General features: G+C 73.5%; 11 protein-coding genes and 2 pseudogenes. 7 read left to right on the top strand and 6 right to left on the bottom strand.

Annotated features, from left to right (window positions below; genetic code table 11):
• Positions 1 to 142 precede the first annotated feature (142 nt).
• The 5 genes from FF041_RS23315 to FF041_RS23295 all read right to left on the bottom strand — a co-directional run bounded on the left by FF041_RS23315 (position 143) and on the right by FF041_RS23295 (position 6,531).
• The gene (locus tag FF041_RS23315; RefSeq protein WP_323392473.1) at positions 143 to 637 is read right to left on the bottom strand and encodes an AAA family ATPase; all 495 of its coding nucleotides are present in this window, start codon (positions 635 to 637) and stop codon (positions 143 to 145) included.
• A 157-nt stretch (positions 638 to 794) separates the two neighbouring features.
• Positions 795 to 1,844, bottom strand: a complete 1,050-nt coding sequence (locus tag FF041_RS23310; protein WP_153524607.1) for an ABC transporter ATP-binding protein — start codon at positions 1,842 to 1,844, stop codon at positions 795 to 797.
• Entirely contained in the window at positions 1,841 to 3,403 is a 1,563-nt protein-coding gene (locus tag FF041_RS23305; protein ID WP_153524606.1) for an ABC transporter permease, read from the bottom strand. Before FF041_RS23305 ends, FF041_RS23310 begins: the two co-directional genes overlap by 4 nt.
• Positions 3,404 to 3,411: 8 nt before the next feature.
• The gene (locus tag FF041_RS23300) at positions 3,412 to 4,464 is read right to left on the bottom strand and encodes an iron ABC transporter substrate-binding protein (protein ID WP_153524605.1); all 1,053 of its coding nucleotides are present in this window, start codon (positions 4,462 to 4,464) and stop codon (positions 3,412 to 3,414) included.
• Positions 4,465 to 4,848: 384 nt separating this feature from the next.
• Positions 4,849 to 6,531 carry a PucR family transcriptional regulator gene (locus FF041_RS23295; protein WP_153524604.1) on the bottom strand — a complete coding sequence of 561 codons (1,683 nt, stop codon included), beginning with the start codon at positions 6,529 to 6,531 and terminating at the stop codon, positions 4,849 to 4,851.
• Positions 6,532 to 6,897: 366 nt separating this feature from the next.
• On the opposite strand from FF041_RS23295, the gene FF041_RS23290 reads away from it, so the two are divergent.
• The 6 genes and pseudogenes from FF041_RS23290 to FF041_RS23270 all read left to right on the top strand — a co-directional run bounded on the left by FF041_RS23290 (position 6,898) and on the right by FF041_RS23270 (position 13,050).
• Positions 6,898 to 7,782, top strand: a complete 885-nt coding sequence (locus FF041_RS23290) for an FAD binding domain-containing protein (RefSeq protein WP_153524603.1) — start codon at positions 6,898 to 6,900, stop codon at positions 7,780 to 7,782.
• Positions 7,773 to 8,441, top strand: a complete 669-nt coding sequence (locus FF041_RS23285) for a (2Fe-2S)-binding protein (RefSeq protein ID WP_153524602.1) — start codon at positions 7,773 to 7,775, stop codon at positions 8,439 to 8,441. Before FF041_RS23290 ends, FF041_RS23285 begins: the two co-directional genes overlap by 10 nt.
• Complete coding sequence (gene pucD, locus FF041_RS23280) at positions 8,438 to 10,831, top strand: xanthine dehydrogenase subunit D (protein WP_153524601.1); 2,394 nt, start codon at positions 8,438 to 8,440, stop codon at positions 10,829 to 10,831. The genes FF041_RS23285 and pucD overlap by 4 nt, the downstream gene beginning before the upstream one ends.
• 27 nt (positions 10,832 to 10,858) lie before the next feature.
• Positions 10,859 to 11,320, top strand: a pseudogene (locus tag FF041_RS40395) (XdhC family protein); the annotation flags it as partial.
• Positions 11,321 to 11,776: 456 nt separating this feature from the next.
• A pseudogene (locus FF041_RS40390) lies at positions 11,777 to 12,439 on the top strand (XdhC family protein); the annotation flags it as partial.
• 236 nt (positions 12,440 to 12,675) lie between these two features.
• Entirely contained in the window at positions 12,676 to 13,050 is a 375-nt protein-coding gene (locus tag FF041_RS23270; protein ID WP_153487154.1) for an RNHCP domain-containing protein, read from the top strand.
• Between the two features lie 40 nt (positions 13,051 to 13,090).
• Here the strand turns inward: FF041_RS23270 and FF041_RS23265 are convergent, their stop codons facing one another.
• Entirely contained in the window at positions 13,091 to 13,840 is a 750-nt protein-coding gene (locus FF041_RS23265; protein WP_323392469.1) for a class I SAM-dependent methyltransferase, read from the bottom strand.
• 489 nt (positions 13,841 to 14,329) lie between these two features.
• On the opposite strand from FF041_RS23265, the gene FF041_RS23260 reads away from it, so the two are divergent.
• Positions 14,330 to 14,995, top strand: coding sequence for a hypothetical protein (locus tag FF041_RS23260; RefSeq protein WP_153524598.1), 666 nt, complete (start codon positions 14,330 to 14,332; stop codon positions 14,993 to 14,995).
• Positions 14,996 to 15,157: the final 162 nt, after the last annotated feature.

Genomic DNA, 15,157 nt, shown 5'->3' with positions numbered 1-15,157 from the left:
GGCGGCCCGCCCCCGAAACCCACCAGCCCGCCCTGGTACGTCACGACGGCGACCAGGGCGCCGGCGGGTGGAACCTCCGGCTGACCCGGTAGGCCCCGGTCTCCTGTCTCCGGCCCATGGGGCAGCGCACAGTCCCGGGCCGTCAGCCGCGCGGGCCCGTGAGGGGCTCGTCGAAGAGGGCGAGCTCGTCGTCGCCGGGGGGCTCGAAGTGGCGGGCGTACTCCTCGATCAGCTCGCGGCCGATCGGGGCCGTCCCCGGCTCGCCCGTCCGGGCGCGGGCTTCGAGACGGCGGCACAGTTCGTCGACCGGGGCCGAGAGATGGCGCAGTTCGACGGGAACGCCGAGGGCGTGTGCGCCGAGCCGTTTCTCATCGCGTTCGGCGCGCGCCCAGAAGCCGAACTCCAGGATGACGGTCTGTCCGAGCCTCAGCAGATCCTGGGCGTGCTCCCAGAACCGTCTCTCCAGCCGGTCGCGCGTTCGCTCATCGAACAGGTCGACGCCGAGATCGGTCAGCCATTCGTCCGGGCAGAGCCGCACCGCCGGGAGCTCCTTCGCCAGCCGCTTGGCCAGCGTCGTCTTCCCGGAGCCCGGAAGCCCGCACAGCAGGATCAGTCTCGGGCCGGGGCCCGTATCCACCGGATGCCTCCAGGGCGTCTCGCGATCGTCGCTCCGGTCCATGCTGACGCGGACGAGCCGCCGGCGGAAACGGGTTTCGCCCGCACGGGACGCACGGGCGGAACCCGTTTCCACCGACCGGTCTCCCGGCGGTGCCGGGTCCCGGTGCTCGCTCCGGCTATCCGGCCTTCGGGTGGAAGACCGCCGGGCCCGTGACCCGTATGCCCGTCTCATCGCCCGCGCGGACCGCCGCCGAACCCGTGGTGCGGACCGTCACCGGAGCGGCGGCCGTGGGGACGTCGACCAGGATCAGCGCGTCATGGCCGTGGTAGCGGACCTCCGTCACCCGCCCGCGGGCGGGGGCCTCCTCCGTCGCGGGGGCCAGGTTCAGCTGCTCCGGGCGGAGCACCACCGTGCCCTCGCCCGGCGCGGACGCCGGAGCCGTCAGGGCCAGGCTGCCGAGCGCGGTCGTCGCGCGGTCCCCTTCGGCGGTCGCGGCGAGCAGCACCGCGTCGCCGACGAACGACGCCACCCAGGGGTCGGCGGGCCGCGCGTACAGCTCCTGGGGCGTGCCCGACTGCACCACCTTCCCGTCCCGGATGACGGCCACCCGGTCCGCCGCCGACAGCGCCTCCTCCTGGTCGTGGGTGACCAGCAGCGCCGTCGCCCCCGCCGCCCGCAGCGCGGCGCGGACGTCCGAGCGCAGACCCGCGCGCAGCGCGCTGTCGAGCGCGTTGAACGGCTCGTCCAGCAGGACCAGCGCGGGCCGGGGAGCCAGGGCGCGCGCCAGGGCGACGCGCTGCTGCTGACCGCCCGACAGCTCGTGCGGCATCCGCTCGCCGTAACCGCCGAGACCGACCAGCTCCAGCATCTCGCCGGTGCGCGCCCGGCGCTCCGCCCGGCCGGAGCCCGTCAGTCCGAACGCCACATTGCGGGCCACGCTCAGATGCGGGAAGAGCGCGCCCTCCTGGGCGACGATGCCGACCCCGCGCCGCTCCGGCGGCACATGGACGCCCGGTCCGCTCACCGTGCGCCCGCCGAGGACGACCTCGCCCGCGTCGGGGACCGCGAAGCCCGCGATGACCCGCAGCAGCGTGGTCTTGCCGCAGCCCGAGGGGCCCAGCACCGCGGCCAGTTCACCGTCCGGGACGGTGAGGTCCAGCCCGTCGAGCACCCGGACCCCGCGCCCGTACGAGGAGGTCACCGCGGTCACGCGCAGTCCGGTCATGAGCGCCTTCCGAGCAGATAGGAGGGGATGGCGGCGAGCAGCACGATGACCGCCGCGTAGGGGGCCGCCCCGGCGAAGGCGCCCGCCCCGGTCTCGGTCCACAGCCGGGTGGCCAGGGTGTCCGTGCCGGTGGGCCGCAGCAGCAGGGTCGCCGGCAGCTCCTTCATGATCACTACGAAGGTGAGCGCCGCGCCCGCCCCGATGCCCGGGGCCGCGAGCGGCACGGTGATCTCCCGCAGCACCCGCAGCGGGGAGCGGCCCAGGGAGCGGGCCACCTCCTCCAGCACCGGCGGGGACTGGAGCACGGCCGCGCGCGCCGAGGCGACGGCGACCGGCAGATACAGCACCACATACGCGGCGATCAGCAGCGGGAGCTCCTGATAGAGCGGATAGGCGTAGCGGACCGAGAAGAACACCAGGGCCAGCCCCACGGTGATGCCGGGCACCGCGTGCCCCGCCCACACGGACTGTTCGAGCAGCCGGGCCGCCCGCCCCCGGTGCCGGGCCGACAGCACCCCGACCGGCAGGGCCAGCACCGTGGTGACGGCCGCTCCGGCCGCGGCGACGGTGACCGTGGCCACGGTGGCCGACCAGAGCCGCTCGGGGTCGAAGCCGGAGCTCCCGACGGTGAGCCAGTAGCCGAGGGTGACCAGCGGGAAGCCCACGGCCGCCGCCGACACCGCGCCGCACCAGGCCAGCGCGGGGGCCGTCCACCGGCCCAGCCGGAGCGGCACGGGCGGGCGGGCGCTGCCCCGGCCGGTGCGGGCGTGCCCGGCCCGGCCCCGGGTGCGGTTCTCCGCCAGCACCAGGAGCACCGTCATCGTCACCAGGACACAGCCGAGCACCGCCGCCGGCGTCCGGTCGAAACTGGCCTGGTACGAGGAGTGAATGGCCCGGGTGAAGGTGTCGTACCGGGTGATCGAGACCGAGCCGAAGTCGGAGAGCACATAGAGCGCGACCAGGATCGCCCCGCCCGCGGCGGCGGGCCGCAGCTGCGGCAGCGTCACCCGGACGAAGGTACGGAGCGCGCCGCCGCCCAGTGAGCGCGCGGCTTCCTCCTGCGCGGGGTCGATGCCCCGCAGGGCCGCCGCGACGGGCAGAAAGACATAGGGGAAGCAGGCGAAGGTGAGGGTGATCGCCGCACCGGGCAGCCCCGCCAGCGAGGGCGCGGCCGATATCCAGGTGAAGGCGGCCACATAGCTCGGCACCGCCAGCGGGAGCGTGGCCAGCACGGCCCAGATCCGCCGCCCGGGCAGCGTGGTGCGCACCGTCAGCCAGGCCAGGGAGACGCCGAGCACCAGACACGCCGCGACGACGATCGCGGCCAGTCCGAGGCTGCGCCCGAGCAGCTCCAGGGTGCGCGCCTCGGAGGCGATCTCCCAGGCATGGGCCCAGCCGTGCTCCATGGCGCGTACGCCGAGATAGCCGAGCGGCAGCAGCGCGAGCAGCGCCGCCGCCGTGGCCGGGAGCAGGAGAACGAGCGGTGCCCGGCGCACCCCGGCCGCCACGCGGGACGCGGCGGCCGGGGTGCGCACGGACGGTGAACCGTGGGTGCTCATCGGGAGGCTCAGACCATCCCGGCTTCCTTGAGCATCTCCAGGGTCTCCTGGAGCGACTCCAGCTTGCCCAGGTCGATCTCCGGGGCGTCCAGGGAGTCGAGCGCCGGGAGGTCCTTCACGGAGGAGGTGACGCCGGCCGCGAGCGGGTACTCCTTGGTGACGTCGGCGAAGTACTTCTGCGCGTCCTCGGAGAGCAGGTAGTCGACGGCCTTCTCGGCCGCCTCGGTCTGCCCGCCGTCCTTGAGCACACCGACGCCGGCGGCGTTGATCAGCGCGCCCGAGTCCCCGCCCGGCAGGAAGTGGATCTTGGCGTTGACCTTGTCAGCGCCGACCTCGGCGACCTTCTCGTACCAGTAGTAGTGGTTGATCAGGCCGACGGAGACCTCGCCGGAGTCCACCGCGTCCAGGACCACGCCGTTCTTGGCGTACGGCTTGGCGCCGTTGGCCTTGAGGGCCTTGAGCCACTTCAGGGTGGCCTCGTCGCCCTCAAGGACGCGCATGCCGGTGACGAACGCCTGGAAGGAGGCGTTGGTGGGCGCGTAGCCGACCTTCCCCTTCCACTCGGGCTTCGTCAGCTCGTGGATGCTGTCCGGGACCTTCTCGGTCTTCTCCGGGTTGTACGCGATGACACGGGAGCGGCCGGAGACGCCGACCCAGTCGTCCTGGCCGCCGCGGAAGGCGGCGTCGACCTTGTCCAGGGACTTCTGCGGGAGCTTCGACAGCATGCCCGCCTGGGAGAGCGCGCCGAGCGCGCCGGCGTCCTGCGAGAAGAAGAGACCGGCCTTGGTGCGGTCGCCCTCCTCCAGGATCTGGGCGGCCAGTTCGGCGCTGTCGCCGTAGCGGACCTCGACCTTGGTGCCGGTCGCCTTCTCCAGCTTGTCGAGGATGGGGTCGATCAGCTCCTCGTTGCGGCCGGAGTAGATGACGAGCTCGTCCGAGCCCTGCTTCGCGGCGTCCTTCTCCTTCTTGTCGTCCTGGCTGCCGCCACAGGCGGCGAGGACGGGAAGAAGCAGCGCGGACATGGCGAGCGCGGCACCGCGGCGGACGGACGGGCGTGGCATGGAAGCCTCCTGTGACTGCCCGCGGTTCGCCGGGCGCGGACGCGCCGGACTCGGCTGCGGGATAGCTGAGTAACACCATATGAATATGGTGAGGCTTCCCTAACTGTCAATTCAGTCCAGTGGCCCTTACAGCGAACCTGGGGGATTTCCAAGATCGGGTAATGGGCGATTCCCTTGCCCGCATTCGGTGAAGTGGCGGGCGGGGTACGGGGGTTGCCCTTATCGGGGCGGTCGGGGACACCTGTACCGCGCTGCTCCGGCCCGGCCCCGACCCCGTCCTGTCCGTGTTCCGGCCGTGTTCCGGCCGTGTCCGGGCCCGTACCCGCCCCGGCCCCGTCCCCGACCGCCCGCGCGCTCAGCTCATCCGCAGGGCCGCGAAGAAGCTCAGCTCATCCGCAGGGCAAGGAAGAAATCGAGCTTGTCCTCCAGCCGGGACAGATCCCGCCCCGTCAGCTGCTCGATCCTGCCCACCCGGTACCGCAGCGTGTTCACATGCAGATGCAGCCGCTGCGCGCACCTGGTCCACGACCCGTCGGCCTCCAGGAACGCCTCCAGCGTCGGGATCAGCTCCGCCCGGTGCCGCCGGTCGTACTCCCGCAGCGGATCCAGCAGCCGGGCGGTGAACGCCCGCCGCACATCGTCCGGCACGAACGGCAGCAGCAGCACATGAGAGGCCAGCTCATGGTGGCCCGCCGCGCACACCCGCCCCGGGCGGGCCGCCGCGACCCGGCGGGAGTGCCGGGCCTCCTCCAGCGCCCCGCGCAGCCCCTCCGCCGAACCGACCGCCGCGCTGACGCCGATCGTCAGCCGGCCGTCGTCCGCGAGACCGGCCGACAGCGGCTCCCGCACCGCGTCGAGCAGGGCGTCGGCGTGCAGCCCGCCCGCCGTGGACCCGGCGGCGGCGTCGGCCGGCGGCACGGCGGGCAGCGGCACCAGCGCGATGGCCTCGTCCGCGGCGTGCGCCACCGCGATCCGGTCCGAGGAGTCGGGTCCCGCCGCCGAGGGGTCGACGAGAATCTCCTCCAGCAGCGACTGGGCCACCGGCCCGGCCTCCACGCCGGTCCCGTCCGGCCCCCAGTCGACTCTCGCCACCACGACCTGCCAGTGCGGCGCGGCGCCGAAGCCCGGCAGCAGCACCGGCGCCGCCACCCGCAGCCGCGCCGCGATCTCCGCGGGCGCGGCGGCCGTCTGCACCAGCTCCAGCACCTCCTGGGCGAGCCTTCTGCGCACGGTGCGGGCCGCCTCCCGGCGGTCGCGCTCCACGGCGATCAGCTGGGTGACGCCCTGGAGCAGATCGAGCCGCTCGGCGGGCCACTCGCCCGCGTCCGCCTCCACCGCCAGCAGCCAGTCCGAGAGCACGCTCTCGCGCACATCGCGGGAGACGGGCTCGGCGGCCCGGCCGGTGTTCTGCACCGGGAAGAGGGAGTAGACCGTGCCGTCCACGACCGCCCGGTGCGGCCCCCGCCTGCCGGTGCGGGTCGCCGCCAGATGCTCGCCCGCCAGGGCGGTGCGCGTCGCGGACGGCAGCGAGCCGGACGCTCCCGCGATCAGCCGGCCCGTAGGGGAGAGCACCCAGGCCCGCAGATCCAGATCCGAGCCGAGCAGATCCAGCACGGCGTCGGGGCCGCCGCCCGCCGGACCCGAGGTCATCAGCCTGCGGTGCCGGTCCACGACCGCCGCCAGATCACCGGCCCGCTCCCCGGAGACCTGCCGTACGACGTACTCGGTGATCGTCGCGAACGCGACCGACTCATTGACCGCGAACAGCGGCAGCCGATGGCGGGCGCACGCAGCCACCAGATCCTCCGGGACGGCGCCCAGCTCCGCCTCGCCGGCCGCCAGCGCCGAGACCTGCGCCGCGACCAGAATCCGTACGAACGACTCGGAGTCCTCCGGCGACCGGCGCCACGCGAGCCCTGTCAGCACCAGCTCGCCGCCCGAGAGATAGCGGCTGGGGTCCCGCAGATCCGTGGTCATCACGCCCCGCAGGCCACGGTCCAGCTCGCTCTCGCCGCCGAGCAGCCGCAGCCCCAGCGCGTCGTTCTCCAGCAGTGCGCGCAGCCGCATCTCGTCCTCGCCGATCCGTCTCGTTGCCGCCGGCGGCCAGGGGCCCCGGTCTCCATGGGAGAACAGTGACGTTACTGAGCCCCGCTTTTCGTTCGAATCTACAAGATGACCGTGGTCACCAGCCAACTCCTTCATGGCATCGGTGACTGCACCGGATGGAGTACGCCCTTGTGTACTGGGCGTGCATCGCGTCAACAGCACAGGGAAGAGCCCGGCCCGGCCGCGCGGCCCGGTCAGGCCCCCGATCCATCCGCGCACGCCTCGATCCGTACTCAGTACTCCGTACGCGCACCGCCCCGATCCGACCCGTACGCGCACCGCCCCGACCCCCTCGCCGTGGAACGATGAAGCGGGAAAAGAGCGATCATGGACTTCCTTCGGCCCGCCAGCTGGGAGGACGCGCTCGCCGCCAAGGCAGCGCACCCCGACGCCGTGCCCATCGCGGGCGGCACCGATGTCATGGTGGAGATCAACTTCGACCACCGCCGCCCCGAGTACCTCATGGACCTCGGCCGTATCGGCGAGCTCAGCGACTGGGAGGTCGGCGCCGACACCGTCCGCCTCGGCGCGTCCGTCCCGTACGCCCGCATCATGGAACACCTCCGCGCCGAGCTGCCCGGGCTCGCCCTCGCCGCGCACACCGTGGCCTCCCCGCAGATCCGCAACCGCGGCGGCGTCGGCGGCAACCTCGGCACCGCGTCCCCCGCCGGCGACGCCCACCCCGCGCTGCTCGCCGCGGGCGCGGAGATCGAGGCCGTCTCGGTGCGCGGCAGCCGCCGCATCCCCGTCGACGCCTTCTACACCGGGGTCAAGCGGAACGCGCTCGCCCCCGACGAGCTGATCAGAGCCGTGCACATCGCCAGGGCCGACGGACCCCAGCAGTTCTCCAAGGTCGGCACCCGCAACGCCATGGTGATCGCCGTCTGCGCCTTCGCGCTCGCCCTGCACCCCCACAGCCGTACGGTCCGCACCGGCATCGGCTCCGCGGCCCCCACCCCCCTCCGGGCGGGCCCGGCCGAGGACTTCCTCAACGCCGCGCTCGACGAAGAAGGACTCTGGGAGAGCCGGCGAGCCGTCACCCCCTCGATCGCCCGGCAGTTCGCCCAGCTCGCCGCCGCGAGCTGCAACCCCATCGACGATGTGCGCGGCCCCGCCCAGTACCGCCGCCACGCCGTCGCCGTCATGGCCCGGCGCACGCTGACCTGGACCTGGGAGGCGTACCGCGCGGAGAGGAGCCCCCGATGCGTGTGAGCTTCACGGTCAACGGCCGCCCGCAGACCGCCGACGATGTCTGGGAGGGCGAGAGCCTGCTGTACACACTCCGGGAGCGGATGGGTCTTCCCGGCTCCAAGAACGCCTGTGAACAGGGCGAATGCGGATCCTGCACGGTCCGGATGGACGGTGTCGCGGTCTGCTCCTGTCTGGTCGCCGCGGGCCAGGCCGAAGGCCGCGACATCCTCACCGTCGAGGGCCTGGCCCAGTACGCGCGAGCGCGCGCCGGGCACACCGGCGACGGCGTCTCCCTCCAGGACGCCCGCCGCCGGAACCCCGGCGACCCCGCGCCCGCGCCGCCGCCCGTCTCACCGGTCCAGCAGGCGTTCATCGACGCCGGGGCCGTCCAGTGCGGCTTCTGCACCCCCGGACTCCTCGTCGCCGCCGACGACCTCCTGGAGCGGAACGCCGAGCCGTCCGACGCCGACATCCGCGAGGCGCTCTCCGGCAATCTCTGCCGCTGCACCGGCTACGAGAAGATCCTCGACGCCGTCCGCCTCGCCGCCGCGCGCCAGGGAGACGATGCCGCGCGCCAGGGAGACGATGCCGCACGCCAGGGAGCCGACGCCGCGCGCCAGGAGGACGATGCCGCGCGCCAGGAGGACGATGCCGCGCGCCAGGGAGGCGAGGAGTCATGAACCCCACCGGCGCCCCCGGCGACCTCACCCAGGCCACCCACACCAGAGGCGGCATCGGCGAGTCCACCCTCCGCCCGGACGGCCGGCTCAAGGTCACCGGAGAGTTCGCCTACTCCTCCGACATGTGGCACGAGGACATGCTCTGGGGCCACACCCTGCGCTCCACCGTCGCCCATGCCGCCATCCGCGCGGTCGACATCACCGAAGCGCTCGCGGTCCCCGGCGTCCACGCGGTACTGACCTGGGACGATCTGCCCACCGCGGTGAAGTGTTACGGACTGGAGATCCAGGACACCCCCGTACTCGCCCACGGCAAGGTCCGCCACCACGGCGAACCGGTCGCCCTGGTCGCCGCCGACCACCCCGAGACCGCCCGCCGCGCCGCCGCGAAGATCCGGGTCGACTACGCCGAACTGCCGGTGATCACCGACGAGGCGTCCGCGACCGCGCCCGGCGCGGTCCTGGTCCACGAGGGCCGCACCGACCACCACGCGGCCCATGTGCCGCACCCCAACATCGTGCACCGCCAGCCCATCGTCCGGGGCGACGCCGCCGCGGCCGCGGAGCGCGCCGAGGTGATCGTGCGCGGCGAATATGTCTTCGGCATGCAGGACCAGGCATTCCTCGGCCCCGAGTCCGGACTCGCCATCCCCTGCGACGACGGCGGCGTGGAGCTCTACATCGCCACCCAGTGGCTGCACTCCGACCTCGCCCAGATCGCCCCCGTACTCGGGCTGCCCGAGGAGAAGGTGCGGATGACCCTCTCCGGAGTGGGCGGGGCCTTCGGCGGCCGGGAGGATCTGTCGATGCAGATCCACGCCTGTCTGCTCGCCCTGCGCACCGGAAGACCCGTCAAAATGGTCTACAACCGGTTCGAGTCCTTCTTCGGCCATGTCCACCGCCACCCCGCCAGGCTCGCCTATGAGCACGGCGCCACCCGCGACGGCAGACTCACCCATGTCAGAGCCCGGATCGTGCTGGACGGCGGAGCGTACGCCTCCTCCTCCCCGGCCGTCGTCGGCAACGCGGCCTCCCTGGCGGTCGGGCCCTACGCCGTGGACGCCGTCGACATCGAGGCCCTCGCCCTCTACACCAACAACCCGCCCTGCGGCGCGATGCGCGGCTTCGGCGCGGTCCAGGCGTGCTTCGCCTACGAGGCGCAGATGGACCGGGTGGCGGCCCGGCTGGGCCTGGACCCGGTCGAGTTCCGCCGGCTCAACGCCATGGAGCAGGGCACGCTCATGCCCACCGGGCAGCGGGTCGACTCCCCGGCGCCGGTCGCCGAACTGCTCCGCCGGGTCAGAGCCCGCCCGCTGCCGCCCGAGCGCCAGTGGGAGACCGCCGGCGGCGACGCCGACATCCGCGCCCTGCCCGGCGGGCTCTCCAACACCACCCACGGCGAGGGCGTCGTCCGGGGCGTGGGGTACGCGGTCGGCATCAAGAACGTCGGCTTCTCCGAGGGCTTCGACGACTACTCCACCGCCCGGGTGCGGATGGAGGCCGTCAACGGGACGCCGGTCGCCACCGTGCACACCGCGATGGCCGAGGTCGGCCAGGGCGGGGTCACCGTCCACGCCCAGATCGCCCGCACCGAACTGGGCATCGCCCAGGTCGTCATCCAGCCCGCCGACACCCGGGTGGGCTCCGCGGGCGGCACCTCCGCCTCCCGGCAGACCTATGTCACCGGCGGGGCCGTCAAACACGCCTGCGAGCAGATCCGGGAGCAGGTGCTCGAACGGGGCCGCCGCAGATTCGGCTCGTACCACCCCGCCTGGGCCACCGCCGAACTGCTGCTGGAGGACGGCAAGGTCGTCACCGAGACGGGAGAGGCGCTCGCCTCGCTCGCCGACGTCCTCGGGGACGAGGCGATCGAGACCGAGGTGGAGTGGCGGCACCGGCCCACTCAGCCCCTCGACCGGATCACCGGGCAGGGCGACGGCCATGTCCAGTACTCCTTCGCCGCCCACCGCGCGGTCGTGGAGGTCGATGTGGAGCTCGGCCTGGTCAAGGTGGTGGAGCTGGCCTGCGCCCAGGACGTGGGCAAGGCGCTCAACCCGCTCTCCGTCACCGGACAGATCCAGGGCGGCACCACGCAGGGCCTGGGGGTGGCCGTGATGGAGGAGATCCTCGTCGACCCGGTGACCGCGAAGGTGCGGAACCCGTCCTTCACCGACTATCTGATCCCCACCATCCTCGACACCCCCGCCATCCCCGTCGATATGCTCGAACTCGCCGACCAGCACGCGCCGTACGGGCTCCGGGGCGGCGGCGAGGCCCCCACCCTGTCGTCGACCCCGGCCGTGCTCGCGGCGATCCGCGACGCGACCGGGCTGGAACTCAACCGGACGCCGGTACGGCCCGAGCACCTCACCGGCACCGCCGGGAGCTGACCGGACGCACCGCGGAGGAGGCCGAAGATGCTGGAGATCGCCGGGGAGCTCAGCCGATGGGCCGGGCAGGGACGGCCATTCGCCGTCGCCACCGTGGTGGCCGTCACCGGCAGCGCGCCCCGGCAGCCCGGTGCGGCGCTCGCGGTGGACGGCGAGGGAACCGCCGTGGGGTCGGTCTCCGGGGGGTGTGTCGAGGGCGCGGTGTACGAACTGTGCCGCCAGGTCCTCGACGACGGCGAGCCCGTGCTCCAGCGCTTCGGCTACGGCGACGAGGACGCCTTCGCCGTGGGGCTGACCTGCGGCGGCGCCATCGACATCCTGATCACCCGGGTGGCCGCGGACGGCGTCGTGGCCAAGGCGCTGCACGCCGCCGCCCGGGGGGAGACGCTGGCCCTGGCCCACGTCGCCGAAGGCCCCGCCGCCCTGCTCGGCCGCGCCCTGCTGGTCCGCGCGGACGGCTCGTACGAGGGTGCCCTGGGGCCGACGCCCGGGGAGGGGGACGCGGATGGGGCGGGGGTGCCGGACGGCGCGGGCGGTCCGGACGGCGCGGGCGGTCCGGGCGGTCCGGGTGCGCCCGGCGGGTCCGGGGACTCCGGCCCATCGGGCGCACCCGAAGACGCGGGTACGTCCGGCGGGTCCGGGGACTCCGGCACCCTGGGGGCGTCCGGCGACGCCGGTATGTCCGAGAGCCCCGGCGGGTCCGGGGCCCCCGGCGGTCCTGACTCCCCTGGCGCGATCGCCGGGGCCGGCTCCTCCGGCGGGTCCGGTACGCGCGGTGGTCGGGGTGCGCCGGGCGGCTCCGGCCCCACCGGTGCGGCCGGAGCCGCCGGTGGTCTCCGCGAGCCCCAGCCGCCTCCCGGGCTCGACCGGACGGCTGCCCTGTCTCCCGGGCTCGACCGGACCGCTGCCCCGTTCCCCGGGCTCGACCGGAGGACCGACCCGTCTCCCGGGCTCGACCGGACCGCCGCCCGTGCGGCCGGTGCCATGCTGGACGCCGGGCGGACCGGCACGGTGGTCATCGGTGCGGAGGGCAGCCGCTGCGGCGGGGAGCTCACCCTCTTCGTCGAGTCCGGCCTCCCCGCCCCCCGGATGATCGTCTTCGGCGCGGTCGACTTCGCGTCCGCCCTCGCCCGGGCCGGAAAGTTCCTCGGCTACCACGTCACCGTCTGCGACGCGCGCCCCGTCTTCGCCACGGCGGCCCGCTTCCCCGACGCGGACGAGATCGTCGTCGACTGGCCGCACCGCCATCTCGCCGCGGCCCGCACCGACTCCCGCACCGTCCTGTGCGTCCTCACCCACGACCCCAAGTTCGACATTCCGCTGCTCGCCCTCGCCCTCACCCGGCCCGCCGCCTACATCGGAGCCATGGGCTCCCGCCGCACCCATCAGGAGCGCCTCGGACAACTGCGCGCCGCCGGGGTCGGCGAGCGCGAACTCGCCAGGCTGCGCGGCCCCATAGGGCTCGACCTCGGAGCCCGTACGCCCGAGGAGACGGCGCTGTCCATCGTCGCCGAGATCGTGGCCGACCGCCGGGGCGGCAGCGGAGCCCCCCTCACCGGCGCGAACACCCCCATCCACCACGACGGCCCCCGGACTCCGGCGGTGTGAGACCGCTGTCGTAAATCGTTTGCCGGGGCGGCCGTCCCGGTGTCTGATGAGCACATCGACCCGTACTCCGACGTCAGAGAGTGGTGCTTGTATGCCCCGGCCCACGCGGACCCGTTCTCGCTTCCGAGGAATGGCCTCCGCTCCGGCGGTCTGAACTCCTCGGGTGCGAGGCGGCGCTGTGACCAGACGCCCCGTCCACGCACCACTCCAGGAGTCGTGTCCCCATGTCACGCAACATGTCACGCAACCGATCCCGGCGTGCCCGCACCGAAGCACGCGCCGAGTCCTTCCGCTGTCTCCAGTGCGGTCTCGACGTCTCCATGACCGCCGCCGGAACCAGCCACCGCAATCACTGCCCGAACTGCCTGTGGAGCCGTCATCTCGACGACACCCCGGGCGACCGGGCCGCCGACTGCGGAGCCCGGATGGAACCGCTCGCCATCTCTGTGCGCGGAGACGGCGAATGGGTGCTCGTCCACCGCTGCACCCACTGCGGAGTGCTCCACTCCAACCGCACCGCGGGCGATGACAACGCCCTCCAGCTCACCAGAGTGGCCGTACGCCCGCTGGCGCAACCGCCGTTCCCGCTGGAGCGCCTCACCGCGCTGTGAGACACCCTGACGCCGGTCCGCCCGCCCCGGGCGGACCGGCTCAGCCGTTCCCGGACCCCGCGAACGGCCGCCGGGCCACCACCAGCCGGCAGTTCGGACCGCCGTCCGGGCGCGACCCCAGCTCCGGCAGCGGTCGCAGCTCCACCGAGAAGCCGGCCCGGGCCAGCTCCTCGCGCACCGCACCGAGCCGGAAGGTGCGGTAGTACATGACGAAGGCGGGCCGCCACACCAGATTCCGCACCCGCATCGCCGCGTCGAACCCCCACAGCGACCAGTAGCGCCGGGAGCCGATCACGGGCGGCGCGGGCAGCGGGAAGACGAAGAGACCGCCGGGCCGCAGGGAGCGGTGGATCCCCGCGAAGAGGGCCGGTCGCTCGGCGGGCAGGAAATGCCCGAACGCGCCGAAGCTCACGGCCAGATCGAAGGCGGCGCCGAAGGGCAGCGCACGGGCGTCGGCGCGCACCCAGTCGGCCGGCGGCCCCTCGGGAGCGTCCGCGAGGGCGGCCCGCGCCCGCTCCAGCATGCCCGCGCTGAAGTCCACGCCCGTCACCCGCTCCGAGCAGAGCCGCCGCAGCGCCCCGGTCCCCGCCCCCGTCCCGCAGCAGACGTCGAGTCCGGCCCGGAAGGGGCCGAGCGGCCGGGCCGCCCGCACCACCGCGTCCAGGATGCGGTCCGGGGTGCGGAACGGAGTGGCGTCGAAGGCGGGGGCCAGCAGGTCGTAGCCGCGCTCGACCGAGGAGAGCGCCTGCACGGTCAGTTCCCTGAGGGTGGGGCCCGAAGAGGTGAACACCCTCGTCACGGTAGCCTCCCGTCGGCACGCCCGCCCCGCCGTTCCCTCGCGGCGGACCGTTGCTGATTGCATGCACAACGCCCGCCGCCCATCGGATCCAGCCGTTTCCGGGCCATGACCGTGCCCACGCGGGCCCCGGGCCGGGGGATCACCGTGCCGCCCCAGCCCGCCTCCCGAAGGGGAACCAGCGGCCCGGCGGTCAACGTCCCCTCGATCGGAGGGAGTTGTGATTTCGCCAGATACGATATGAAGACTCGGTAAACGATAAGCAAATGCGAACACCGAGTCGACGCGTGGGGATACGTTCACACCCATGAGTCCGACAGAGGTCCCTCACCTCGGCGCGGTCCGTGGCCCCCTGCGCCCGTCCGCCCCCTGTACGGCAGCCGGCCGCCGGGCCCCGGCGGCCGGCCCGAGGCCCCCGGCGCTATGGTTCGGTAGCGCTGAATGTCCGGTCTGCAATACGTCGCGTTGACACCAGGGACAGACATGACCAACGAGTCGGCAATTCCCGCACAGCTGGACAGGCCCGAGCGGATGTGGGAACGCGCCGTCGTACTCGTACTGATCGCCGTCACCAGAACCGCGAGGCCCGGATTCCGTTTAAGCGACCGTGAGTTGTCCTGCTCACATTCCAACGGCGGCTGGAATCTCGCTCTGCGGCCGGAGGGGAAAGCGCTCTTCTACGGTCAGGATGTCGACTGCAGCGAGACGACCTACGGTGGCGACAAGCCCGTGGATCTGCTGGTGAACGCGCCCGAATGGCTGCCCGTGGACCGGCTCCGGGAGATGAACGACAGCGGTGAACTCGGCTATCTCTACTGGTGGGAGGCCGGCCGCTGGGGACGGGCCCCGTATCCCGGCTATGTCGTCGACGACGGGCTGGTCGCCTCCTGCGACGGCTACGCCGGGATCTTCGACGACCGGTCCCTCGCCGACTGCTTCGCCGACGCGGGCTACCGGGACCGGAGCGCCGCCGAGCGCTTCGTCGCGCGGGTCGAGGCGGGCACCGTCAATGAGTCGGCGGTCAAGGATCTGATGGGCTCGGCCCGCGAGCCCGCCCCGGTGCCCCGGGAGTCCCGGCTGCCCTCCGCGCTGGAGTGGGCCGCCCGGCTGGGCGTCGCCGAGCGGCTGGGGGCGGGCAGAGCCCGGTGACACCGTCCGGTGCACGGGGGCCTGTTCAGTCGTCAGCCCCCCAGCCCCGGCACAGTGGAGATCATCAGATCGATCAGCTTGATCCCGGCGAACGGCAGCACCAGCCCGCCCAGTCCGTACACCGCGAGATTGCGCCGCAGCAGATCGTGGGCGGAGGCGGGG

This window comes from Streptomyces jumonjinensis, from assembly GCF_009600885.1.
Taxonomy (GTDB): domain Bacteria; phylum Actinomycetota; class Actinomycetes; order Streptomycetales; family Streptomycetaceae; genus Streptomyces; species Streptomyces jumonjinensis.
The sequence above is the reverse complement of the archived record's forward strand: the minus strand, read 5'-3'. Positions and strand labels throughout refer to the sequence as shown.